At 45.9% G+C, this 24553-nt stretch carries 18 protein-coding genes and 1 pseudogene; 14 read left to right on the forward strand and 5 right to left on the reverse strand.

Features of this window, described 5'->3' with window-relative positions; all coding sequences use genetic code 11:
• Position 1 precedes the first annotated feature (1 nt).
• From rnc to acpS, 5 genes are read left to right on the forward strand one after another with little or no spacing between them, the layout of a single operon-like run.
• Positions 2-679: a ribonuclease III gene (rnc, locus tag AACR75_RS01350; protein WP_010319803.1), complete on the forward strand. Its 678-nt coding sequence runs from the start codon at positions 2-4 to the stop codon at positions 677-679.
• Positions 672-1646: a GTPase Era gene (gene era / locus AACR75_RS01355; RefSeq protein WP_010319802.1), complete on the forward strand. Its 975-nt coding sequence runs from the start codon at positions 672-674 to the stop codon at positions 1644-1646. The genes rnc and era overlap by 8 nt, the downstream gene beginning before the upstream one ends.
• A gap of 47 nt (positions 1647-1693) precedes the next feature.
• Positions 1694-2422: a DNA repair protein RecO gene (gene recO / locus AACR75_RS01360; RefSeq protein WP_026029137.1), complete on the forward strand. Its 729-nt coding sequence runs from the start codon at positions 1694-1696 to the stop codon at positions 2420-2422.
• A complete protein-coding gene (gene pdxJ, locus AACR75_RS01365) occupies positions 2419-3150 on the forward strand; it encodes a pyridoxine 5'-phosphate synthase (protein ID WP_013856034.1) in 732 nt (243 codons plus the stop codon). The genes recO and pdxJ overlap by 4 nt, the downstream gene beginning before the upstream one ends.
• 9 nt (positions 3151-3159) lie before the next feature.
• Positions 3160-3540 carry a holo-ACP synthase gene (gene acpS, locus AACR75_RS01370; RefSeq protein WP_047691503.1) on the forward strand — a complete coding sequence of 127 codons (381 nt, stop codon included), beginning with the start codon at positions 3160-3162 and terminating at the stop codon, positions 3538-3540.
• Between the two features lie 96 nt (positions 3541-3636).
• Here acpS and barA read toward each other — a convergent pair whose 3' ends face one another.
• Positions 3637-6417, reverse strand: a complete 2781-nt coding sequence (barA, locus tag AACR75_RS01375; RefSeq protein ID WP_047691506.1) for a two-component sensor histidine kinase BarA — start codon at positions 6415-6417, stop codon at positions 3637-3639.
• Between the two features lie 183 nt (positions 6418-6600).
• On the opposite strand from barA, the gene rlmD reads away from it, so the two are divergent.
• The 5 genes from rlmD (at position 6601) to eno (ending at position 14387) form a co-directional block, all read left to right on the forward strand.
• Positions 6601-7923, forward strand: a complete 1323-nt coding sequence (gene rlmD / locus AACR75_RS01380; RefSeq protein ID WP_047691508.1) for a 23S rRNA (uracil(1939)-C(5))-methyltransferase RlmD — start codon at positions 6601-6603, stop codon at positions 7921-7923.
• Between the two features lie 63 nt (positions 7924-7986).
• On the forward strand, positions 7987-10209 hold the full coding sequence (gene relA / locus AACR75_RS01385) for a GTP diphosphokinase (RefSeq protein WP_047691511.1): 2223 nt from the start codon (positions 7987-7989) through the stop codon (positions 10207-10209).
• Positions 10210-10344: 135 nt separating this feature from the next.
• Entirely contained in the window at positions 10345-11142 is a 798-nt protein-coding gene (mazG, locus tag AACR75_RS01390; RefSeq protein WP_047691514.1) for a nucleoside triphosphate pyrophosphohydrolase, read from the forward strand.
• Between the two features lie 223 nt (positions 11143-11365).
• Positions 11366-13006: a CTP synthase gene (locus AACR75_RS01395; protein ID WP_047691517.1), complete on the forward strand. Its 1641-nt coding sequence runs from the start codon at positions 11366-11368 to the stop codon at positions 13004-13006.
• Between the two features lie 79 nt (positions 13007-13085).
• Positions 13086-14387 carry a phosphopyruvate hydratase gene (eno, locus tag AACR75_RS01400; RefSeq protein ID WP_047691520.1) on the forward strand — a complete coding sequence of 434 codons (1302 nt, stop codon included), beginning with the start codon at positions 13086-13088 and terminating at the stop codon, positions 14385-14387.
• 116 nt (positions 14388-14503) lie between these two features.
• On the opposite strand, the gene AACR75_RS01405 is transcribed toward eno, so the two are convergent.
• Positions 14504-15715 carry a multifunctional CCA addition/repair protein gene (locus tag AACR75_RS01405; RefSeq protein WP_047691523.1) on the reverse strand — a complete coding sequence of 404 codons (1212 nt, stop codon included), beginning with the start codon at positions 15713-15715 and terminating at the stop codon, positions 14504-14506.
• 88 nt (positions 15716-15803) lie between these two features.
• Between AACR75_RS01405 and AACR75_RS01410 the strand changes: the two genes are divergently transcribed.
• Both AACR75_RS01410 and AACR75_RS01415 read left to right on the forward strand, forming a co-directional pair.
• Complete coding sequence (locus AACR75_RS01410) at positions 15804-17402, forward strand: ExeA family protein (protein ID WP_047691525.1); 1599 nt, start codon at positions 15804-15806, stop codon at positions 17400-17402.
• Positions 17402-18169 (forward strand): general secretion pathway protein GspB, encoded by a 768-nt coding sequence (locus AACR75_RS01415; protein ID WP_047691528.1) that lies wholly within the window; start codon positions 17402-17404, stop codon positions 18167-18169. The genes AACR75_RS01410 and AACR75_RS01415 overlap by 1 nt, the downstream gene beginning before the upstream one ends.
• 62 nt (positions 18170-18231) lie before the next feature.
• On the opposite strand, the pseudogene AACR75_RS01420 reads toward AACR75_RS01415, so the two are convergent.
• From AACR75_RS01420 to AACR75_RS01430, 3 genes and pseudogenes are all read right to left on the reverse strand, one after another.
• Positions 18232-18840: pseudogene (locus tag AACR75_RS01420) on the reverse strand (TIGR04211 family SH3 domain-containing protein).
• 158 nt (positions 18841-18998) lie between these two features.
• Entirely contained in the window at positions 18999-20258 is a 1260-nt protein-coding gene (locus AACR75_RS01425; RefSeq protein WP_026027278.1) for an inorganic phosphate transporter, read from the reverse strand.
• 144 nt (positions 20259-20402) lie between these two features.
• Positions 20403-21083: a TIGR00153 family protein gene (locus tag AACR75_RS01430; protein WP_013856047.1), complete on the reverse strand. Its 681-nt coding sequence runs from the start codon at positions 21081-21083 to the stop codon at positions 20403-20405.
• Positions 21084-21287: 204 nt separating this feature from the next.
• On the opposite strand from AACR75_RS01430, the gene AACR75_RS01435 reads away from it, so the two are divergent.
• Positions 21288-22811 (forward strand): CYTH and CHAD domain-containing protein, encoded by a 1524-nt coding sequence (locus tag AACR75_RS01435; RefSeq protein WP_047691531.1) that lies wholly within the window; start codon positions 21288-21290, stop codon positions 22809-22811.
• 382 nt (positions 22812-23193) lie between these two features.
• Positions 23194-24450, forward strand: a complete 1257-nt coding sequence (locus AACR75_RS01440; RefSeq protein ID WP_013856051.1) for a methyl-accepting chemotaxis protein — start codon at positions 23194-23196, stop codon at positions 24448-24450.
• Positions 24451-24553: the final 103 nt, after the last annotated feature.

Consider the following 24553-nt stretch of genomic DNA (forward strand, 5'->3'; position numbering starts at 1 on the left):
CATGAATTCTCCAATTAGTAAATTAGAAACTAAACTCGGTTATTCATTTAATGATCCCGAGTTTATTTCCTTAGCACTGACACATCGCAGTGCAAATGGTAAGCACAATGAACGTCTTGAGTTTCTGGGCGATTCAATTTTAAGTTTTGTCATCGCTGATGAGCTGTACCACCGTTTCCCTAAAATTAACGAAGGGGATATGAGTCGTATGCGCGCTACGCTTGTGCGTGGTCACACATTGGCTGAACTGGGCAGAGAATTTTGCCTAGGAGATTACTTAAAATTAGGTCCAGGTGAGTTGAAAAGTGGTGGTTTCCGCCGTGATTCAATCCTTGCTGATGCCGTAGAAGCCATCATTGGTGCGATTTATTTAGACAGCGATACCGAAGTAGTACGACGTATTATTCTGAGCTGGTATCAAGAGCGCCTTGACGCCATTGAGCCGGGCGTATCGCAAAAAGACCCAAAAACTCGCCTACAAGAGTTTCTGCAAGGTAGAAGAAAGCAACTGCCTATCTACACAGTGACTAATATTAAAGGTGAAGCACACAACCAAGAATTTACGGTATCGTGTGATGTAGCAGGAATGGGAACGCCTGTAATTGGTAAAGGCACCAGTCGTCGTAAAGCTGAACAATCGGCGGCTGAAATTGCACTAGAGCAACTGACAAATGGCTGATAACGAATTTGATTTGGATGCATACTTCGCATCAAACACCAACAGCAATGAAGCAACTCCGGAAAGTGGTGAGCAGCACTGTGGTTTTATCGCCATTGTGGGTCGCCCCAATGTCGGGAAATCAACCCTGCTGAATAACTTACTGGGACAAAAGATATCCATCACATCGCGCAAGCCTCAAACCACTCGTCACCGCATTATGGGTGTCGATACAGAGGGGCCATACCAAGCGATTTACGTTGATACTCCGGGGTTACACATCGAAGAAAAACGTGCGATTAACCGCTTGATGAACCGTGCGGCAAGTAGTTCACTCAGTGATGTTAACTTAGTGCTGTTTTTAGTCGATGGCACTCAGTGGACCGCCGATGATGAAATGGTGCTCAACAAGTTACGCAATGCTAATTTCCCTGTAGTGTTGTGTGTCAATAAAGTCGATAACGTGAAAGATCGTAACGATGTAATGATGCATATGCTAGAGCTATCGAAGAAGATGGAATTTGTTGATGTCGTGCCGATTGCGGCAAAACATGGCAAAAACGTCGATGTATTGCGCAAACATGTGCGTGAGCATTTACCTCAAGCCACGCATCACTTCCCTGAAGAGTATGTGACTGATCGCTCACAGCGTTTCATGGCTTCCGAGATTGTGCGTGAAAAACTGATGCGCTTTACTGGTGAAGAGCTGCCGTATTCAGTAACCGTTGAAATTGAACGTTTTGACTATAACCCTGAAACCGATGGTTTTCATATTAACGCGTTGATCCTCGTTGAACGCAGCGGCCAGAAAAAAATGGTGATCGGCAAAGGTGGTGAAAAAATCAAAACCATCGGCCGTGAAGCGCGCTTAGATATGGAAGAGTTGTTTGGTCGCAAGGTTTACCTAGAAACTTGGGTGAAAGTGAAATCCGGGTGGGCAGATGATGAACGTGCCCTTCGTAGCCTTGGTTATATTGACGATCTATAACCTCTATTCGAGGTGGGCGAGAACATCGCTCACCTTTGAGTGCTGATATGTCAGACGGTTTACAGCGCTGTTTTGTCCTTCATCGACGTCCTTATAGCGAGTCGAGCCTAATCCTTGATGTGTTTAGCGAGGAGTATGGCCGCGTCACCTTAATGTCCAAAGGCGCACGCAGTAAACGATCGAACTTAAAAGGTGCACTGCAACCTTTTACCCCCTTATTGCTCAAATGGTCAGGCAACGGTTCAATGAAAACCTTGCGCCAAGCAGAACCGATTAGTCTTGGCTTACCGCTCAGTGGTATTCATCTCTATTCTGCCATGTACGTCAATGAGCTGATTGGCCGCGTGCTTGCGCAAGAAGTGCCTTGCCCAGGTCTGTTCCATGATTATCTGCATGCACTCACCGAGTTGGCTCAGTGTGAAAATCCAGAACCAGCACTGCGCCGTTTTGAACTCGCGTTGCTAGCTTCAATGGGTTATGGCGTTGATTTCTTGCATTGCGCCGGAACGGGAGAAGCCATCGATCCTCGCATGACTTATCGCTATCGCGAGCAAAAAGGTTTTATCGCTTCTATCAGGCGCGATAACCTCACGTTTATGGGCGATGAGTTGATTGCCATTAGTGAGCGGCGCTTTGTCAGTAAAGAGCAGCTTCAAGCGGCAAAACGCTTTACACGCATAGCGTTAAAGCCGTATCTTGGCGGCAAACCTTTAAAAAGCAGGGAGCTTTTCCTGCCCATGTCTAGTTTTTCCAGAGTACGGAGTATAGGAAAATGAGCGCAATTTACTTAGGCGTTAATATCGATCACATCGCCACGTTACGAAATGCCCGCGGTACTAAATACCCAGATCCCGTGCATGCTGCTGAAATGGCAGAGCGTGCCGGAGCCGATGGCATTACCATTCACCTACGTGAAGACCGACGCCATATCAAGGATCGCGATGTGCGTATTTTACGCGAGACGTTGCAAACTCGAATGAACCTCGAGATGGCCGTTACCGACGAAATGATTGATATTGCTCTGCAAACCCAACCTGAATTTGTGTGTTTAGTGCCTGAAAAGCGTGAAGAACTAACGACGGAAGGTGGGCTGGACGTATTAGGACAGCTTGACAAAGTGAAAGCGGCAACCGAAAAACTGACCGCTGCAGGCATCAAAGTCTCTCTGTTTATTGATGCTGATCGTGAGCAGATTAACGCAGCTAAAACTTGCGGTGCACCGTTTATTGAATTGCATACTGGTCATTACGCCGATGCAACAACCGAAGCGGATCAGCAAGATGAGTTAAAGAAAATTGCGGCGGCTGCGAGCTATGCGAGTGATTTGGGCATTACGGTGAACGCTGGTCACGGTTTGACTTACCACAACGTAGCTGCCATTGCTGCACTGCCTGAAATTTACGAACTCAACATTGGGCACTCGATTATCGGGCGTGCTGTATTTGATGGTTTGGAGAAGTCGGTCGCCGATATGAAAGCCATCATGCAAGCGGCTCGCAAATAAGGTCTACCGATGGCGATTATCGGCTTAGGGACTGATATTGCGGAAATTGAACGCATAGAAAAAGCATTGTCACGCAGTGGCGATGCTTTTGCCGAGCGGGTGCTAACCCAAGATGAATTGACGGTGTTCCATTCGCTCAAGAAAAAAGGGCGCTATTTAGCGAAACGTTTTGCCGCTAAAGAAGCGGCATCTAAAGCGCTTGGTACGGGTATTGCGCATGGCGTTAGCTTTCAGGATTTTACCGTCACCAACGACGCCAACGGAAAACCCGTGCTAACACTATCAGGTAAGGCTAAGCAGTTGGCTGCCACAGCCGGTGTGAATCACATTCACCTAACCATTTCTGATGAGCGTCATTATGCGGTGGCGACGGTGATTTTAGAGTCTTAATCTGTCAATCTTCTCTGCTTGCTGATAAGCAAACATGGCAACTGCGCGGCAAGCCCCTTTTTTCATTCGGTTAAATTGTCTCTTCGGTTAAATTGCTCATTCGCTTAAATACGGTTTAGCGGTGATGATCACTTTGTCCATCTCATCTTGTAGCTCGAATAATTCCGGTTCGACATCGCTGATGGATTTGCCTGAGCGCAATGTCTGTTCGAGCGCCGCGCACACTTTTTTCAAGCGGGGTACGCCACTGTATGAGCAACTGCCGTGCAGTTTATGAATATGATGCAGTAGATCTTGAGTAGAGTATTCATCATCTTCCAACGCCATACTGACGACTTGGCTCACCTGTGGAATCGAATCAACTAGCATCTGTAGCAGCTCTTTGGCCAAATCTTCCTTGTTGGCCGATTGTTTGAGTGCACTTTGCCAGTCAATGATAATGGTATGGTTAGGCTGCTCAGCTTCCTGTGATGATGGCGGTATGACTTGTTCTGTGAGTTGTAATTTTTCCAATTGTTCACGGTTGGCGTAGGGGTTCCAGTGTGCTAACACTTGCTGCAAGATGTGCTCTTCGATCGGCTTGGTGAGGTAATCATCCATTCCTGCTTTCAGTAGACGATCGCGCTCTCCTATCATCGCGTGAGCTGTTACCGCAATCACGGGCGTTTGGTGATTGAGCTCCGTTTTCTTAATTTCTTGGCAAGCGGTGACTCCGTCCATCTGTGGCATTTGGATGTCCATCAAAATCATATCAAATTTCTGGCGGCTTGCTTGTTCGACCGCTTCTTGACCGTTGGTACAGGCAATGACGGTTTCAACACGTTCTTGCAGCAGGGCCATGATCAATTTGAGGTTGGCAGGGTTATCATCCACCGCCATTACTTTCAGGGGTAATGTATCGAGTGTGATCGGTAGATCTTGAATGGCAGTCTGTACAGGTTGGTGCGCGATTAACAGTTGCAGCAATTTTTTACGCGACAGTGGCTTGGTAATGCACTGCACTGGATGATGCTGCATTAAATAATCGGATAGGGCGAGCTCGGTACTTGGTGTACCGATAATCACGTTGTCGGCAAGCTGAATAGCCTTTGTGACCCACTGCTCAACCAAATCTAAATCAGTCTCTCTACTTGGGGCTAAATTGAGTAATACATAATCGAAGCGATCCGTCTCTTCTGGCATCACCGCTCGATATGTGACGCTCAACCCTGCCTGCACCAACATTTGCTGGATGATGGAGGCGGCTTGCATATTGGGTTCAACGAGCAACAGCTGTTTATTGCTCAAAATATGTGGATCAAGCCAGTCGCTCATCGGCATTTCAGTGGTATTAAGACGCAGCGTAAACCAGAAGGTGGAACCTTGGTGAAGACGGCTGGTGAGGCTAATTTCACCGCCCATGTGGCTGACCAATTTCTGAGTAATAACCAAACCAAGTCCAGTACCGCCGTAGCGACGAGAAATACTGGCATCGGCTTGGCTAAAGGCTTGGAACAGTTGTGCTTGTTGGCGCTCTGAAATACCAATGCCGGTGTCGCGCACCATAAATTGCAGCTCAACCACATTGTCGCGTTGTGAGCGCAATTCAACACTGATGTCGATGTTGCCACGTTCGGTGAACTTAATCGAGTTACCGACCAGGTTGGTCAACACTTGTTGGATACGAAGTGGGTCACCGACCAAGCCTGCTGGGATTTTTTGATCCACTTTAAGAGTAATTTCCAATCCTTTTTCATGAGCACTGGTCGCTTGGAGGTTAACCACCTCTTCCAAACTTTCTTGAAACTCGAACGGAATATTTTCCAGCGCTAACTTACCGGCTTCTAGCTTGGAGAAATCCAAAATGTCATTGATGATGTTCAATAAGTTATTGGCCGATTTTTCAATGGTTTGTAAGTAATCTGCTTGGCTATTCGTCAACTGGGTTTTGAGCATTTGGCGGGTGAAGCCAATGACACCGTTAAGCGGCGTGCGCAACTCATGGGACATGTTGGCAAGAAATTCTGATTTTATGCGCGCGGCTTCTTGGGCGCGTTTTTTGGCAATGTCCAATTCAACGTTTTGGATTTCCAACTGCTCTAAGGTTTCTCGCAAATCCGAGGTGGCTTGGTCGATACTGTGCTGCATTTCGACGTGATATTCCGATAGCGATACCGCCATCGCGTTGATCCCTTTTTTGAGCGAATCTAACTCACCGTGCATTTTGCCTTCGATCCGCACATCAAGGTGGCCGCGACGAATTCTATCCACCATGTTTTTCATGTGTGAGATAGGGCGAGTCACATCGTGCAGGAGTCGGAATGCGAACATCCCTGATAAACCGAGCCCAAGCGCAAGCACTAAAAAGGCGGAAAAGACCTCTTGATACTGTTGTAAACGCAATGAAGAGAGATCCAACTCTATCGCGATATAGCCGAGCGCAGGCGTTGATGTATTGGCATTTATGCCTTCGGTTAGACGGTTTTCAGCCAAAATTGGCGTGCGCAGTATTAAAGTGTTCTCGGTGAGATTTGAGCTGCTTAAAATCGGAATGGGTTTCTCTTTTGGATAAGTTAAGCTTTCAAAGTTAGGGTGGAAGTTCGAGGTGACAAACAGTTCGTGGTTGGCGTCAAACACCGCAATACTACGGACAAATTTAGAGTTCTTCCGATGCGCGTAGCTGATAATTCGGCGCACCGACTCACGGCTTTGGTTTTTTAAGGCGTCTTCACTAGCAATGGCCAAGGGCTCAATGATGCTTGCCCCCGCATTGATCACCTGTTTTTCCAGATCATGGTAGCGATTGAATGAGAAAAAAGCACTGAGCAACAAGCCGATAATTAAGGTTGGAGCTAAGGTTAAAGTAATAACGCGCGCGCGTAAGCCATATCTGGTCATTATTGTCTAAACATCGTGGTGTGGATATGGGAAAATAGCCCGCAATTTGATGAGCAAGCCTGTACGAAAATCGTTTAATTGACGGCTAGCTTAATCAAGTCGAGTAAGTTCGACAATCATCCCCGCACTAAATAGTGACGCTAGGGCAAAAAACATCGATTTAATTTTACTTAGGCACAGAGCATGGCACGTTTTTTCCAACCGAAAAAGAAAGCGCAATTAGAAACAAAACATCAAACGGTATTGATTGAACGTCTTGATCATCAAGGTTCTGGTATCGCTTATCAACATAATAAACTGCTTTTTGTTGATGGCGCGCTGCCCGGTGAGCAAGTGCTGATGCAGCTAACTGAAAGCAAAAATAAATACTCTCGCGGTCAGTTGATTAAAGTCTTAACGGCCAGTGAACAACGCGTGACGCCATTTTGTCGCCATTACGGTCAATGTGGTGGTTGCGATCTGCAGCATTTAGAGCACAGTGCGCAGGTGGCGCACAAAGAGCAAACACTCTCGCAATTGATGAGTAAATTCGCCGGACAAACGTTGGCATTGAGCCCCGCAATAAGTTGCGCCGATAAAGGCTATCGCCGCCGTGCCCGCATCAGCGTGTTGTGGGACAAAAAGCAGCAACAGCTGCAATTTGGCTTTCGCAAAAAGCAGAGCAAGCAAATCGTTAACGTGACGGACTGCCCAGTGCTAGAACCACAACTCAACACGCTACTTACACCTATCCAAGCGCTGTTAACGCAATTTAAATCTCAGCAAGCGATTGGCCATGTTGAATTGGTGCTGGGTGATCAAGGCGCGATGATGGTGTTGCGCCATCTTCAGCCGCTGCCAAGTGAAGATCACGCGGCGCTGCTGGCGTTTGCTCAGCAGCATCATCTCACTTTGTATGTGATGCCAGAAAGCGATCAGCTCGAACGTCTTCACGGAGAGATGGCAAGCTACTGTGAAACCGGATCAGTTATCGAATTTTTGCCCTCCAACTTTATTCAAGTCAATCGTCAAGTAAACCAAAAAATGGTGGCTCAAGCATTGGAATGGTTAGCCTTGACTGAGGATGACCGAGTGTTGGACCTATTTTGTGGCGTAGGGAACTTTAGTTTGCCGATGGCCCAATACGCTCAATCGGTGGTGGGCATTGAAGGTGTGGATGAGATGGTTGAGCAAGCGACACAAAACGCGCAGCGCAATCAAATCGACAATATCACGTTCTACCAAGCAAATTTGGAACAAGATATGTCAACGCAAGCGTGGGCAAAGCAAAAATTTGCTAAAGTACTACTCGACCCAGCGCGAGCAGGAGCGGCAGGCATTGTCGACCAATTGGCTAAGCTCGGCGCTCAGCGCGTGGTGTACGTTTCTTGTAACCCGGCGACACTGGCAAGAGACAGTCAAAGTTTACTCAGCCAAGGTTATAAGTTGGTAAAACTTGGCATGTTGGATATGTTTCCACACACCAGTCATTTAGAATCGATGGCGCTATTTGTAAAAAGTCGGTAGACAGAGAACTAACTCAGTCGAAGTTAGTCGAATACCACAAACTATAAAACTAGGACGAATCAGATGGTTGCGGTAAGAAGCGCACACTTGAATCCAGACGAACAGTTTGAGCTAGATAAATGGATTGCGAGTTTACATCAAGATAAAAGCACAGCTTCTAAACTGACGGACGTATATCGTCAGTGTGAAACGTTATTAGAAGGTCATGCCAAAGGACCGCTACTGCTGTGGCGCGGCCGTGAAATGATCGAAATCCTGATTACCTTATCGATGGATCGCGCCACTTTAGTCGCGGCTCAGCTCTTTCCTATCGTCAGTAGTGGGCTTTTTGACCGTGAAGTATTAGAAGAGACCTATGGTAAAGGCATAGTGAAGCTGATTGATGGTGTCGAAGAGATGGCGGCACTTGGTCAGTTAAACGTCACCTTGCAAGGCAGTGAAGCTTCAGAGCAGGTGGATAACGTTCGCCGCATGCTGCTTGCGATGGTAGATGATTTTCGTTGCGTGGTGATCAAATTAGCGGAGCGCATTTGTAATTTACGTGAAGTAAAAGATGAACCTGACGAAATTCGCCGTGTAGCGGCTAAAGAGTGCGCCAATATCTATGCCCCTTTAGCAAACCGCTTGGGCATTGGTCAGCTCAAATGGGAAATTGAAGATTACGCATTTCGCTACCAGCAGTCCGATACCTACAAACAAATTGCTAAGCAGCTTTCCGAGCGCCGCATCGTGCGCGAACAATATATTCACGATTTTGTCGAAGATCTGCGCGCCGAGATGAAGCTTTCTCATATCAATGCCGAAGTGAGTGGCCGTCCGAAACACATCTATAGCATCTGGCGCAAAATGCAGAAGAAAGGGTTGGCTTTCGATGAACTGTTTGATGTGCGTGCAGTTCGCATTATTGCTGATCAATTGCAAGACTGTTACGCCGCCTTGGGCGTCGTTCATACCAAATACAAACACCTGCCTAGCGAATTTGATGATTATGTTGCGAATCCGAAACCGAATGGCTATCAATCCATTCATACGGTGATTTTAGGACCAGAAGGCAAAACCATCGAAATTCAAATTCGTACTAAGCAGATGCATGAAGAATCTGAACTTGGGGTTGCTGCGCACTGGAAATATAAAGAGGGCGCAACGGTTGCCCGCAGCGGTTACGATGAGAAAATTACTTGGTTGCGCAAGCTTCTTGATTGGCAAGAAGAGATGTCTGATTCGGGTGAGATGATCGACGAGCTGCGTAGCCAGGTGTTTGATGATCGCGTTTACGCCTTTACACCTCGTGGTGATGTGGTTGATTTACCTATGGGAGCCACGCCGCTCGATTTTGCCTACCATATTCACTCTGAAGTGGGGCATCGCTGCATCGGTGCCAAAGTCGCGGGTCGTATTGTTCCATTTACTCATAAATTATCTATGGGTGATCAAGTCGAAATCATCACTCAGAAAGAGCCGAATCCGTCGCGTGATTGGCTAAATCCAGCAACGGGGTTTGTTCATTCAGGCCGTGCGCGCGCCAAGATTAACGCCTGGTTCCGTAAACAAGGCCGCGAGAAAAACCTTGAAGCCGGACGAGAGATCCTCGAATCAGAATTAGCCAAAATCGGTGCCACGTTAAAAGATGCCGATAAATATGCGCTCAAACGTTTTAACGTCAATACGCCTGACGAGCTGTACGTCGGCATTGGCAGTGGTGATCTGCGAATCAACCAAATTGTTAATCACATCAATGCCTTGGTGAATAAGCCGACCGCTGAGCAAGAAGATCAACAAGCACTGCAAAAATTGCAAGATGCGCAAACTCGTCCAGCTCAGCCACATCGAGCGCACAAAGATGCCGTTGTAGTGGAAGGGGTAGATAACCTCATGACACACCTAGCGCGCTGTTGCCAACCTATCCCAGGTGATGAGATCAAAGGTTACATTACTCAAGGGCGTGGTATTTCAGTCCATCGCAGTGACTGTGAACAGCTAGAAGAGCTGAGCCATCACGCACCTGAACGCATCATTGATACCGTTTGGGGGCGCGGGTTTGTTGGAACCTATACTTTGACGCTGCGCGTTGAAGCGATGGAGCGAGGTGGGTTACTCAAAGACATCACCACCTTGCTTGCAAATGAGAAAGTGAAAGTCATCAGCATGAAAAGTCGTAGTGACTACAAAAGACAGTTAATCATCATGGATTTTGATCTTGAGGTGAGTAACATCGAAGCGCTGTCACGAGTATCAATGCGAGTCGAGCAGATCAAAGATGTGATGTTGGTGAAACGCCTAGGCTAAATTTCATATCACTGTAACACTCTTATTTGGCGTGAATCGCAATTGAATCGCGACGCAAGCGCCCTAGGTTTTCAAAGGCGAGTGGCAATGACTGCTCGCTTTTTTATTTTAAATATTGATGTAAGGAGCGGATAAATGAGCCACCCAATTGAACAACTGGAACAGATCATGGCACAGTTGCGTGACCCAAAAACAGGTTGTCCTTGGGATATCAAGCAAACTTTTGACACGGTTGTTCCTTACACAATCGAAGAGACCTATGAAGTGGTAGAAGCGATCCACAACCAAGATTGGCCTAATCTCAAAGAAGAATTAGGTGACTTGCTATTTCAAGTTATTTTTTATAGTCAAATGGCGAAAGAGCAAGGGTTGTTTGATTTCTCGCAAGTTGTTGAAACGGTGAATGAAAAACTTACGCGCCGCCATCCTCATGTTTTTTCGGGTGCCAAGTTTGAGGATGAAGCGCAAATCAACGCCAATTGGGAAGCTGAAAAAGCCAAAGAAAAGGTACAATCAGGAAAAAAAGATCAAAGTATTCTAGACTCAATACCACACGCTTTCCCGTCTCTTTTACGTGCTACAAAGATTCAAAAAAAGTGTGCCCAATATGGCTTTGATTGGGATTCTATCGGCCCAGTGGTTGATAAAGTCCAAGAAGAGATCGAAGAAGTCATGGAAGAGGCGTTGCAAATCAACCCTGATCCGGTTCGAGTAGAGGATGAAATGGGCGATCTATTATTTGCCACTGTTAACTTTGCTCGGCACTTAAAAATTGATCCAGAAGTGGCGTTAAATAAAGCAAATCGAAAGTTTTCACGTCGATTTAAAGGCATTGAAATGCTGGTGGCACGTCAGCACAAAACCTTGACCGATTTTTCTCTCGAAGAGTTGGATGCGATGTGGAATGAAGTGAAGCGCTTGGAGTCGAAGTAATACCCTGTGTTGGCAATCCACAATAAAACCCACCCATTGAGACAAATTTGACTCATTTGAGTGGTGTGATAAGCCATATCAAGCGGTGCTCTTTGATTTGAAGCAAAAAATAAAAAATGACAGTGTGATAGATTTCACGTTGTAGCGAATAAGGGCTTCTGGTATATTTTTATCCCGTCCAGAAGAAATCCATTTCCCTCATTCAACCAATTTCAGGTTAAACATGACGACAAATTACATTTTTGTTACTGGCGGGGTTGTATCCTCTCTAGGTAAAGGTATTGCGGCAGCATCTCTTGCGGCGATTTTAGAAGCTCGTGGTCTTAAAGTGACTATGATGAAGCTTGACCCTTACATCAACGTTGACCCAGGCACAATGAGCCCAACTCAACATGGTGAAGTGTTTGTCACGGAAGATGGCGCTGAAACTGACCTTGACCTTGGTCACTACGAACGTTTTATTCGTACCAAAATGACCAAGCGCAATAACTTTACTGCTGGTCGTGTTTATGCCGATGTATTGCGTAAAGAGCGCCGTGGTGACTACCTAGGTGCAACGATTCAGGTTATTCCACACATCACCAATGCGATTAAAGATCGCGTTATCGCAGGCTCTGAAGGTCACGATGTCGCTATCGTTGAAGTAGGCGGAACCGTTGGTGATATCGAGTCATTGCCATTTATGGAAGCGATTCGTCAGCTTGCGATTGAAGTGGGCCGTGAACACGCGATGTTTATGCACCTGACTTTAGTTCCTTACCTTGCCGCTGCTGGTGAAGTGAAAACCAAACCGACTCAACATTCAGTTAAAGAGCTGCTTTCTATCGGCATTCAGCCTGATATTTTGGTTTGTCGTAGCGATCGCGTTATCCCAGCGAACGAACGTAAGAAAATTGCTTTGTTCTGTAACGTGCCTGAAAAAGCCGTTATCTCGATGAAAGATGTTGATTCTATCTACAAGATCCCTCAACTGATCAAAGCTCAAGGTTTGGATGATATCGTTTGTAACCGTTTTGGTATTAAAGCACCGGAAGCGGATCTTTCTGAATGGGAACAAGTGATTTACGAAGAGGCTAACCCAACCGCTGAAGTGGTGATCGGGATGGTCGGTAAATACATTGAATTGCCTGATGCTTACAAATCGGTTAACGAAGCACTGAAACACGCAGGTTTGAAAAACCGTTTGAGCGTGAAAATCAAATACATCGATTCTCAAGACGTTGAAACCAAAGGTGCGGAAGTGCTGACTGGTTTGGACGCAATCCTCGTACCTGGCGGTTTTGGTGATCGCGGTATCGAAGGCAAAATTCTTGCTGCGCAATATGCCCGCGAAAACAAAGTTCCTTACCTAGGGATTTGTCTAGGTATGCAAGTGGCGCTGATCGAATACGCGCGTAACGTTGCGGGTATGAAAGGTGCGCATTCAACAGAATTTAACAAAGAGACTCAATACCCTGTGGTAGGCTTGATCACCGAATGGGTAGATGACGAAGGTAACGTAGAAGAGCGTACTGAAAAGTCTGATCTTGGTGGTACTATGCGCCTTGGTTCGCAGCTATGCCACTTAGAGAAAGGCACCAAAGCGTATGAGCTTTACGGTAGTGCAACCATTCATGAACGTCATCGTCACCGTTATGAAGTTAATAATAAACTTCGTCCGCAGATCGAAAAAGCTGGCTTGAAAGTATCAGGTCTGTCTGCTGATAAGAAGCTAGTTGAAGTGATTGAGAACCCTACTCACCCATGGTTTGTAGCAGCTCAGTTCCACCCAGAATTCACGTCAACCCCTCGTGATGGTCACCCACTATTTGCAGGCTTTATTAAAGCGGCAGGTGAGTTCCAACGCGGTGAATCAGAGAAGTAACAAGGATACGGGCAGTTGCAATTGTTGTGCTGCTGCCCTTTATAGTTTTGACATTTAAATTCAACGAGAGGAAACATTAATGTCTAAGATCGTTAAAGTTCTAGGTCGCGAAATCATCGACTCACGTGGTAACCCAACAGTAGAAGCTGAAGTTCACCTAGAAGGCGGTTTCGTAGGTATGGCAGCTGCGCCATCTGGTGCATCTACTGGTTCTCGCGAAGCTCTTGAGCTACGTGACGGTGACAAATCACGTTTCCTAGGTAAAGGTGTTCTTAAAGCGATTGCAGCTGTAAACGGCCCAATTGCTGATGCTCTAGTTGGTAAAGATGCTAAAGATCAAGCAACTATCGACCAAGTGATGATCGACCTTGATGGTACTGAAAACAAATCTAACTTCGGTGCGAACGCAATCCTAGCGGTTTCTCTAGCGAACGCAAAAGCGGCTGCGGCTGCGAAAGGCATGCCTCTATACGAGCACATTGCTGAGCTAAACGGTACTGCTGGCCAATTCTCTATGCCTCTACCAATGATGAACATCATCAACGGTGGCGAGCACGCAGATAACAACGTAGACATCCAAGAGTTCATGATCCAACCTGTTGGCGCGAAAACTCTTAAAGAAGCGGTTCGCATGGGTGCTGAAGTATTCCATAACCTAGCTAAAGTTCTCAAGTCTAAAGGCTACAACACTGCTGTTGGTGACGAAGGTGGTTTCGCTCCTAACCTAAAATCTAACGCTGAAGCGCTAGAAGTTATTGCAGAAGCGGTTGCAGCGGCTGGCTACGTGCTAGGCAAAGACATCACTCTAGCGATGGACTGTGCAGCATCTGAATTCTTCGACAAAGACGCTGGCATCTACAACATGAAAGGTGAAGGCAAAACGTTCACTTCAGAAGAGTTCAACCACTACCTAGCGGGCCTTGTTGAGCAATTCCCAATCGTTTCTATCGAAGACGGTTTGGACGAGTCTGATTGGACTGGTTTCAAACACCAAACTGAACTTCTAGGCGACAAAATTCAGCTAGTGGGTGATGATCTATTCGTTACTAACACTAAGATCCTTAAAGAAGGTATTGAGAAAGGTATCGTTAACTCAATCCTTATCAAGTTCAACCAAATCGGTTCTCTAACTGAGACTCTAGCTGCAATTAAGATGGCTAAAGACGCAGGTTACACAGCGGTAATCTCTCACCGTTCTGGCGAAACTGAAGATGCAACTATCGCTGATCTAGCAGTAGGTACAGCTGCAGGTCAAATCAAAACGGGTTCTATGAGCCGTTCTGACCGTGTTGCTAAGTACAACCAACTAATCCGTATTGAAGAAGCGCTAGCTGGTCGTGCTCCTTTCAACGGTCTTAAAGAAGTGAAAGGCCAAGCTTAATCCCACGGGGTACAGCTTAGCATCATTACTTTAAAGAACGCCCTGCAATGCAGGGCGTTTTGTTTTTTCTGCTATCGCAACTCGCATTTTGAATTGCGAGTTAAGAAGGGAAAGATTTACACCGCTCTAATCGCTGCGATCCGTCGTTTATCCAGTTCTTCTTTGATCGCTTTCCCTTGAAAACCATCACGGATCACCTGTTGTACATCGATACTCAGTGCCGCTTGATAAGCTTTGAGAAAAATATCGCGTTGCGGATAAGGGGTCTCTTCGCAACCTAATCGACCCGCATGATCGGCCTGACAACAAAGTAAAACGTCCAGCAAGCGCTCAGGCTTGCGCCATGCATCGAGTTTATCGAGTATTTTGAGTTTGGTGCTGGGTTTTAATTCTGCCGCTCGATGAATATTGGAATGCTGCTCGCAGACGAGTAGTGCCAACTCTTTACACTCATTTGGAATACGCACCCGCTCGCACAAGGCTTTAATGATGTTAATTCCTGTGTGACAGTGCATTTTATGGCTGGGCCATTCGCTTTTAGGTGTGACTCCTTTGCCTAAGTCATGCACTTGCGCTGCAAAACGAACCGCTATCGATGAAGAGAGCTTCGCCGCTTGCGCTGCAACCATCAAGGTGTGTACTCCGGTATCAATTTCAGGATGCCATTTTTCCGGTTGAGGAACACCAAACAGGCGATCCAGTTCGGGTAATACCACTTTAAGTGCACCGCATTCATATAAAACAGAAAGAAATATTTCTGGATGCTGAGTGGCCAGTGATTTCTGCCACTCTTGCCATACGCGCTCGGCGGTTAAGTGTTGCAACTCACCTGATTGCGTTATTTGTTTCATCAGTGCCATGGTTTCATCGGCAATGGTAAAATCTAAATGTGCGAATTTGGCCGCAAAACGAGCCACGCGAAGGACGCGTAGTGGATCTTCGATAAAGGCATCAGAAACATGGCGCAGTAGGCGATTGTGCAGATCGCGCTGGCCGCCATAGGGGTCAATAAGCTTACCAGCGTTATCTTGTGCAATGGCGTTAATGGTCAGATCGCGGCGGGCGAGATCCTCTTCCAAAGTCACATCGGGTGCGTAGTAGCAGGCAAAGCCTGTGTAGCCAGCGCCAGTTTTGCGCTCAGTGCGAGCAAGGGCATACTCTTGTTTCGTTTTCGGGTGAAGAAATACGGGAAAATCTTTTCCTACAGGAGTAAAACCAGTGGCCAGCATTTGCTCTGGGCTGCTGCCTACTACAACCCAATCTTTGTCATAGATATCAATATGGAGCAACTGATCGCGTACCGCGCCCCCAACTAAGTATACTTGCACCGGATTACCTTAAATATGCTGAAACGCCATTGGCGATTGATGTTAGTAATGGTACTTTTCATCACAGTGAAATGATAGAGACGAGAGAATGTATAAGGAATTTTTTGGATTTACCGAGCCGCCATTTTCAATTGTACCGAGCTCTCGTTACCTATTTTTGAGCCATCGTCATCGTGAAGCGATGCAACATTTACAAGCAGGGCTGGGTGATGGTGGTGGTTTTGCGCTATTAACTGGCGAAGTGGGGACTGGCAAAACAACCATCGCAAGAGCGATGCTTGCGGCACTCGATGAGTGTACTCAGGCGGGGTTTATTTTAAATCCAACTTTTTCGAACATCGAGTTGCTTGAAGCGATTTGTGATGAGTTTGCGCTGTCTTACCCACCTTCAGGGAGTTTAAAGGCGCTTAGCCAAGTAATTTATCATCATTTACTGCATAACCACGCGCAAGGGAAACAGACGCTATTAGTGATAGATGAGGCGCAGCATCTGGCCGCCGATGTACTGGAACAGTTGCGACTACTGACTAACCTTGAAACGGAGAGCCGTAAGTTACTTAAGGTTTTACTGATTGGTCAGCCCGAGTTACAACAAAAATTGCAATTACCTCAATTACGCCAACTTGCGCAACGTATTACCGGTCGTTATCACTTGCTGCCTCTCAATGTTCAAGAGACAGAGCAGTACATCCACTTTCGTTTAGCGTTAGCCGGCGGTCACAAGGATTGGTTTGATCAGAAAAGTATCAAATGGATAGCGGAACAGACCCACGGTATTCCGCGTTTAATTAACTTAGTGTGCGATGCGAGTTTCAAGTTAGCCTATCAGCAGGGCGTGAAAGCGCTCTCATTTGAATTAGTGCGTACCGCGGGTCAAGAGGTCATGAATTTTCAGTCCTCGGTCTATCAGTCGCCTCATGCTCGCCTCGTACCGTCTTCAATATCGTATCGCTCTCCTCTCATTGCGGGTTTAGTGTTAGCGGTGTTCATGGCGTGGTTTAGCCCGCCATGGATTGATCGCATGATGCGCTTTGCGTTGCCTTCCCCTGAATTACCTAAACCGATCACTCAAGTGGTGATCAGTGTTCAATTGGAACAAGATCTAGAACGCTCGAAGGCATTGGAAGCGGCCATTAGCGATCTTTATAAAGTTTGGGGTTACAGTGCATCTTTGGCCGATAGTTTTTGTGATGTTCAAGCACAAGGACGCTTTCAATGTCAGCGTATGCAGGGTGATTTCAACCAATTAAAGCAGTTAAATTTGCCAGTGGTGCTTACTTTAGCTGCGGAGCAAACACAAGCTTATGCGGTGCTGTACCAGATCAATGCTGAGCAGGTGCAATTGTTAATGGCAGGAAAGCATGTGCAAATTAACCAAAGTCAGCTCAATGACGTATGGACAGGAGAATATCACTACATTTGGCAGCACGATTTACTCCGAACGTTGAAACAGGGCATGCAAGGAGATGATGTTGAACTGCTTGACCAAAAATTGTCTCAGTTACTTGGAGAGCAAGCCACAGGGCATCAACAATTTGATGGTGAGGTAAAGCGCAAAGTAGCGTTTTTCCAGCGCTGGCAGAAAATGGACAGCGATGGTATTGCTGGGGCTCGCACGATCAGTCGGCTTGAGCTATTGACTCAACACAACGCACCTCGTCTTCTCATTACTAAGGAGCAAGGATAATGTCGCAAGTGCTTAAAGCATTAGAGCAATCAGAGCTTAGCCACCAGAGCAAAAGCTTACCTCACTCTTCTCATGTGGCAGTGTTTAATCAATCCTTGCCATCTTCATGGTGCTCGAAATCATCGCTTACCGTGTTGTTTGCTCCATCGTTACTCTGTTGCGGTTATCTTGTTTATCATTCATACCAAGCTCGAATCGATGAGCTAGAACAATTGAAGCGCAATGCGCCACAAGTTGTGCAACAAGAGGGGGCTTACCAAGTTCTTGAATACCCTGACTTTGGTGAGTTACAAATCAATACACCACGAGTGAAAACACTTACCGAGACAAGCTCTACGCAGCCACTTACTCCTTTACATGATACTCAGTTGACGACTCGTGAGCCGCGAGATAAAAACGCAGATCAGGAGTTTGGCCTTAATGATCTCGACTTAAGTCAATTATCCCCGGAATTGGTACAACGAGTCGAGTTGGCGATTCAAGGCAAAGATCAAGTCGTACTTGTAGGAGACACATCAAAAGATCATCTTCTGCTCACAGAACATCTTGATACCTTTTCAGGACGTATCCCAGCGCTGAATTTCCAGACTCACGTTTATTCAAGTCGCACAGATAAACGATGGGTAAAAATTAATGGCGTAGAGCGAAAGGTAGGCGATGATGTGGTGAATGGCGTGCAATTAGTCGAGATCAATCCGCAATCAACCTTGATACGTTTTGATGGTGAATTGATTGAAATCCCAGCTCTTTATGATTGGAAAGGATAAAAAAACGGTCACCTTTCTCTGGTGACCGTTTTTCAAGTGATAGATCCAGTCTGTTAGGGAGATTATGCCCAACCAGAAGGGTGTTTCTTACGGCGTGGGATAATGTGTGGCAAAATTAGTCCAAGTAACAGACCAATACCCGCTACGCCGCCCCCATAAGTAAAGTATTTAAGCAGTAGATCCTCTTTCTAAGTATCCAGCTTAGCGCGCAGTTCGCGAATTTCAGTTTGTGAATCAGTGAGCTGCTTACTGATATCACTGTAGTTTTGTTCTAACTCTGAAATTTGTTGATTGCGAGCCTCTAATGAATTGGCCAATCCGGCTTTTTCACTGTCTGCATTTTGCTTTGCATTGGCCAATTTACTTTTCACTTCGGCCAGCTCACTCTCCAATTTCGGCAAACGCATCGCCATGCTTTCTTGGCGAGTGACAAAACGGCTTTCAACCCAACCCGTGCGGCCTTTCTCATCGATAATTTGGCTATAACCAGTATCGTTATTAACATCAAGCAGCTTTACTTTGTCTCCTGCATCGATGCTACCGAGAATGCGAAATTGGTTACTTGGACCTGAATGCATATAAGTAAAGAGTTTGTCCGCAATATAGCGGTCTTGCGCAAACGTTGGCGCAGCCAACATGGTCAGTAAAACCATGCAGATCAGTTTTTTCACGATAAGTCCTTTAGCTATCAAATGAGGTATTAAAATGCTTTCGACAAATATTAAGAAGTTTCGTTGATTGGTGCAACAAAGAAGGGAGGCTAAGCCTCCCTTTCTGTGCGTTTGAGTCAATTAATGACATTGCACTTACAATCTATTGACTTATTGTATTAGCCAAATATTGCTTGCAGGGCATAGAAGAAAATGACCGCAAGTAAAGCGCCTGCTGGCAAGGTGACAATCCATGAAGCAACGATATTACGCACCACACCTAGATTCAATGCCGCAATTCCACGAGCAAAACCAACCCCTAATACCGCACCAACAAGTGTTTGTGTGGTTGAGATTGGAAGGCCAGTACCTGATGCCAATACGACCGTTGACGCTGTTGCCAACTGAGCGGCAAAGCCACGGCTTGGCGTCAGTTCAGTGATACCCGTACCGACCGTCGCCATCACTTTGTGACCAAGGGTAGCTAGGCCAACCACAATACCAAAACCACCCAGTGGCAAAATCCACCAAGCAATTGAGCTTTTAGCACTAACAGCACCCAAGCTTTCAACAGTTGAAACCACCGCAGACAGAGGACCAATCGCGTTAGCTACATCATTTGAACCATGCGCAAAAGCCATTGCACACGCAGTGATCACCATCAATACGCTAAAGATGCTCTCAACACCGGAAAACCCATGGTCTTCTTCGCGGTTGGCAAATTTTCTCTTGATGTAGTAGTAACCACCGACCATAACAAGGCCTGATAACGCCGCAGAACATAACCATGCTTCACCGGTACTCAAGTGTAAGCCTATATGTTTAAGGCCTTTTTTGATGGTAACCAGTGCGATCACCATAGTGGTGATGAACATATAAATAGGAACAAAGCGTTTGGCATTCATCAGTGGATTTTCAGTATCGAAAATCAATCGTTGAGCACTGACGAAGATTAAGTAGGCGAACAAACCAGAAATGACTGGAGTGACAATCCAACTGCCTACGATGCCTTTTACTGAGGCCCAATCAACCGCTTCTGGGCCGACAGATATGCAGGCAAATCCGATAATGGCGCCGATGATAGAGTGAGTCGTTGATACAGGCCAACCCATGTATGAAGCCAACAATAACCATGTTCCGGCAGCGAGAAGTGCAGACATCATGCCATAAACAAGAACGTCGGGTTGGTGAGCGAAAAGTGCGGGTTCGATGACGCTGTTACGAATGGTTTCGGTTACTTCACCACCCGCTAAATATGCACCAGCGAATTCAAAAATCATCGCAATGATAATAGCTTGTTTTACGGTTAGCGCTTTTGAGCCTACTGAAGTTCCCATTGCATTAGCAACATCATTTGCACCAATACCAATCGCCATCATGAAGCCAAAAGCGGCTGCAACAAGAATCAGGACAGTGCCGTAGTTCGCAAGGATATCCATCGTAATACCTAGTCTTTTGATAACAAGCGGAGCATAACTGGACTCATTTTCTCGAAGCGAGTCAAAACCATCAGCGGAGAAAATAATCAACGCCTAAGCTGATGGATCAAGTTTTGCTCTTCGTTATTTGGTTAACTTACTGATTTAAGAGCGAGAAAGCATTAGTTCAAGACGAGCGCCAACGCGCTGAGCTTGATCGGCAATGCCGCCCACCCATTCTAGAATTTTGTACAAGAACATTACATCGATCGGATTCATTTTCGACTCAATAGCCATTAATTGTTGGCGGAGTCGAACCTGCATCGCATCGGTGTCATCTTCAATCACATCCAGTTGATTGATCATTTCCGCCACCAGTGTGACTTCACGACCTTTAAATCCTGTTTCCAATAACTCATCGAGCTCATTGATCACTTTTTGCGCTTGATTTGCTGCATCAAGGCAGCGTTTTACGTAGGCAATGAAGTTTTCTTGAAGAGGCTCTGGGATGATCAATTGACGACCGTAGACACGGCCTGCAATATCTTTTGCAAGGTTGGCCAGTTTATCTTGCTGAGTTAACAGCTCTAGCATGTCAGTACGATCGACAGGCATAAATAAACCGCGTGGTAGTTTAAGACGAATTTCACGCTTGAGTACGTCCGCTTCTTTCTCTAAATGAGAAATTTGGGCTCGAATTTCACCTGCTTTCTCCCAGTCACCCTTTGAACAAACTTCAAAGAAATTGACTAAGTGAGAGCAACATTCATTCACACACACAACGTGGCGCTGCAAAGGCTTTATAGGGGACTTTGCAAATAACCCCATAATTGTATTTACTGGCATGGTCGTTCAACCTAAAAAATATAACCTTAAAATAACATACACCATTCATGGCGAAATGTTGAGCGATGGCTATAAAGGCGCGCATGTTAACCCATTAAATCTCTCATTAAAACTGTTTTAGATCATCATTCCGGTGATATTTGTTACTTGCCCCACTGTGCATTAGGCCATATTCTTTCGCTATCTGCTTTGAAAGGGTTAGTTATGGAAACCGAGATAGAACTGAAGTTTTTTGTTTCACCAGAATTTTCGGAAATTTTGCGTTACAAGATCTCTGAAATCAAAGTACTTCAGCACAGTTGTCGAGCGTTAGGGAACACTTACTTCGATACACCTGACAACTGGTTGCGTCAACATGACACAGGGCTTCGTATTCGTCGCTTTGATGATGTGTATGTTCAAACTGTTAAAACGGCGGGTCGAGTCGTTGCAGGGTTGCACCAAAGACCAGAATACAATGCTGAGCACAACAGCAATGAACCGAACTTGACGCTTCATCCGGAAGATATCTGGCCACAAGGTAAAGATATTACGACCTTACAATCTGAACTGATGCCTCTATTTTCGACCAACTTCACACGCGAGCAGTGGTTGATTGGCATGGCCGATGGCAGCCAAGTTGAAGTGGCTTTCGATCAAGGCTTTGTCGTTGCAGGTGAAAAACAAGAACCTATCTGCGAAGTGGAGCTGGAGTTGAAATCGGGGCAAACGGATGCTTTGTTTACGTTAGCTCGCCAGTTTTGTGAGCACGGTGGTATGCGTCTGGGTAACTTGAGTAAAGCGGCGCGAGGCTATCGTCTTGCGCCTGGTTATCAAGGTGATGAAGTTCACGCCTTAACCCTGGTCAATACAGTCAGTACTGACAGCGTGGAAGAGTGTTTTATTCACTCGCTAGAGCATGCATTATCCCATTGGCATCACCATGAACAGATCTACACCGAGCGCGATTCAATTCCGGCGTTACATGAGATAAGCCACGCCACCAGTTTTTTACGCCAGATCTTGAGCATTTATGGCGGCATTGTGCCACGTCGCGCCAGCGCTATTTTACGTCAGGAATTGAAATGGTTGGAGCAAGAGTTATCGTGGTTAAAAACTCATGACTACCTAACAAACCTGCTTGAAGATAAAGGCCACGCACTGCGTAAACTGGACGCTCGTAAATTTATCATCGCCGAGTTAAAAGAGCAGCAAGAGGCACTACCCACTCGGGAAGAAAACTTAAAGCTGCTCAGTTCGGCGCGGTATACAGGGTTACTGCTTGATCTCAGTCGTTGGATTTTGAGCCGTGGATGGCAACCCTTCTTGGACGATAAAGCCAGAGAAAAAATGGCGCGTAATGTCGGTTCGTTTTCGGTGAAGCAGTTGGATCGCACATGGGCCGAGTTAATGGAAGCTTTTCCTCCTAAAGTTGAGCTAAGCCCTCAAGAGTATATTGATCAGCAGTATCGTTTAATGCGTAATCTCTACACTGGCATTGGTTTTGCGAGCCTTTATGATATTGAAGAGCGCAAAAACTTCCGTCTCCCTTGGGCTGATTTACTGCAAGGAATAGATGATTTATTAATGCTCAAGCCGCTAGAGAATTTGATCGACAAGTTGCAAGAAGACGAACAAGAACAACTCAAGCGATGGCTGATTCGCCAACAAAACTCCATTGTTCATGCAATGGAGCAGACGCGACAAATTGGTATTGAAGCCGAGCCTTATTGGCGTAAAAGTCGCTAATCAACATGGCTCACAGCCAAAATGAAAAAGAGATACTGCGGTGTCTCTTTTTTTATATCTCTGCTCATGTAGTTTCATTAATTGCAATTGATTTGTGGATGAGATCAAATCTCCAACAGGTTGCACAACGAAACGACTACAGTTCAAAAAATCAGGGTCGATAGAAACCTAACAGGTATCATGATTGACAGAGATGAACAACAAGCCTGAGATCACAAATAATGCCATGAGTGAGTGGATCAGCAACAATAAACACATTGGATTTGTCTCATCTTTGATATCATCTTTTTTCATACGAAGCTCAAAATAAATAGCTTTTTTAGTTTTTGAGTTTGCTTACTTACCGAAATTTCAACATATAAGACATAGTGGAGAACTGACAATGGCAACAATGGCATTTAAGCCATGGGAACGTTTGATTACCGATATTCGTCTCGTTCCTAAAATGGTTATGCTGATGGTGTTTAGTACAGTATTGATCATCGCAAAGCAGCTTTGGGATGCTCGTACTTTTTACGAATCACTGCTTGCAGCAACTCAGAATACCGAAATCGCTCAGCAACACTATGATGCTTATTTGACTCAAGTAGTATGGCAAACGGCATTCATGATCATCGTTTTTGTTGTGCTTTTACTCGCCGCAGCGAAAGTCATGCTACGCCAAACACAATATTTAAGTGATTCAATTAAGTTGATGGCAAGTCGTGATCTTTCCACACCGATTAATATGGAATGTAAAGATGAGTACGGCGACGTTGCGCGAGAGCTTGAGAAAACCCGCCGTCAGTTGCAAGACGTCATTAAGATGCAAGTGGATGCCTCACAAGAGCTTTCGTCACTTACTGAAGTCATGACCATCAGCATGTCAGAAACCAAAGATTCGGCTCAAGAAGAGTTTAACGAAATTGACCAATTGGCCACCGCCATGAGTGAAATGACATCCACGGTGCAAACGGTCGCAGAGCATGCACAAAATGCATCAGCACTAACCGAGCAAGCGTCAGGTCAAGCAGAAACTGGTCAGCGTTTTGTCAAAGGCACCATCACTAAGATGAGTGAGCTATCGAAGGATATCGCGGCATCAGCGCAAGCCGTCAACCAAGTTGAAGAACGAGTGGTTGCGATTGGCAGTGTTGTTGGAACCATCCAAAGTATTTCCGAGCAAACCAACCTACTCGCGCTCAATGCTGCCATTGAAGCGGCTCGGGCTGGTGAAGCTGGGCGTGGTTTTGCGGTGGTGGCCGATGAAGTGCGTAACTTAGCGCAGCGCACCCAAAAAGCGACGATTGAGATCCAAGAGATGATTTCTCAATTACAAAATAGTGCCAATTCAGCCGTTGATTTAATGGAAAAAAGTGTAGTTGAAGCGGCTGAAGGAGTTGAGCTGGTTACGAATGCGGGCACTGAATTAGATGGTATTGTGAATCAAGTGCAACGGATCAATGACATGAATATCCAAATCGCAACGGCCGCTGGGCAGCAAACTAGCGTGGCTCAGGAAATGGACCAAAATCTAACCAATGTGAGGGAGCTCGTTGAAGCCTCAGTAACAGTAGTTGGTGAGTTGCTTGAAACATCAGAGATCATGCAAAGCAACGCTGAAGAGTTAGATCGGAAAATCACGATGTTCAAAGTCTAACTCTGTAGAAATTCGATCCTTCAATCAACGCCCACAATTCTTGTTGTTGGGCGTTTTTTATTGATATAAGTTTGCTATAAATAGCCTTCTAGCGACTGCATTG

Origin of the sequence: Vibrio sp. ZOR0018 (assembly GCF_963865925.1) — a bacterium.
Classification (GTDB): Bacteria; Pseudomonadota; Gammaproteobacteria; order Enterobacterales; family Vibrionaceae; genus Vibrio; species Vibrio anguillarum.

What these genes read in the sequence shown, in the direction of transcription:
- rnc (WP_010319803.1), top strand. Translation starts at nt 2, where the DNA reads ATGAATTCTCCAATTAGTAAATTAGAAACTAAACTCGGTTATTCATTT.
- era (WP_010319802.1), top strand. Translation starts at nt 672, where the DNA reads ATGGCTGATAACGAATTTGATTTGGATGCATACTTCGCATCAAACACC.
- recO (WP_026029137.1), top strand. Translation starts at nt 1,694, where the DNA reads ATGTCAGACGGTTTACAGCGCTGTTTTGTCCTTCATCGACGTCCTTAT.
- pdxJ (WP_013856034.1), top strand. Translation starts at nt 2,419, where the DNA reads ATGAGCGCAATTTACTTAGGCGTTAATATCGATCACATCGCCACGTTA.
- acpS (WP_047691503.1), top strand. Translation starts at nt 3,160, where the DNA reads ATGGCGATTATCGGCTTAGGGACTGATATTGCGGAAATTGAACGCATA.
- barA (WP_047691506.1), bottom strand. Translation starts at nt 6,417, where the DNA reads ATGACCAGATATGGCTTACGCGCGCGCGTTATTACTTTAACCTTAGCT.
- rlmD (WP_047691508.1), top strand. Translation starts at nt 6,601, where the DNA reads ATGGCACGTTTTTTCCAACCGAAAAAGAAAGCGCAATTAGAAACAAAA.
- relA (WP_047691511.1), top strand. Translation starts at nt 7,987, where the DNA reads ATGGTTGCGGTAAGAAGCGCACACTTGAATCCAGACGAACAGTTTGAG.
- mazG (WP_047691514.1), top strand. Translation starts at nt 10,345, where the DNA reads ATGAGCCACCCAATTGAACAACTGGAACAGATCATGGCACAGTTGCGT.
- AACR75_RS01395 (WP_047691517.1), top strand. Translation starts at nt 11,366, where the DNA reads ATGACGACAAATTACATTTTTGTTACTGGCGGGGTTGTATCCTCTCTA.
- eno (WP_047691520.1), top strand. Translation starts at nt 13,086, where the DNA reads ATGTCTAAGATCGTTAAAGTTCTAGGTCGCGAAATCATCGACTCACGT.
- AACR75_RS01410 (WP_047691525.1), top strand. Translation starts at nt 15,804, where the DNA reads ATGTATAAGGAATTTTTTGGATTTACCGAGCCGCCATTTTCAATTGTA.
- AACR75_RS01415 (WP_047691528.1), top strand. Translation starts at nt 17,402, where the DNA reads ATGTCGCAAGTGCTTAAAGCATTAGAGCAATCAGAGCTTAGCCACCAG.
- AACR75_RS01425 (WP_026027278.1), bottom strand. Translation starts at nt 20,258, where the DNA reads ATGGATATCCTTGCGAACTACGGCACTGTCCTGATTCTTGTTGCAGCC.
- AACR75_RS01430 (WP_013856047.1), bottom strand. Translation starts at nt 21,083, where the DNA reads ATGCCAGTAAATACAATTATGGGGTTATTTGCAAAGTCCCCTATAAAG.
- AACR75_RS01435 (WP_047691531.1), top strand. Translation starts at nt 21,288, where the DNA reads ATGGAAACCGAGATAGAACTGAAGTTTTTTGTTTCACCAGAATTTTCG.
- AACR75_RS01440 (WP_013856051.1), top strand. Translation starts at nt 23,194, where the DNA reads ATGGCAACAATGGCATTTAAGCCATGGGAACGTTTGATTACCGATATT.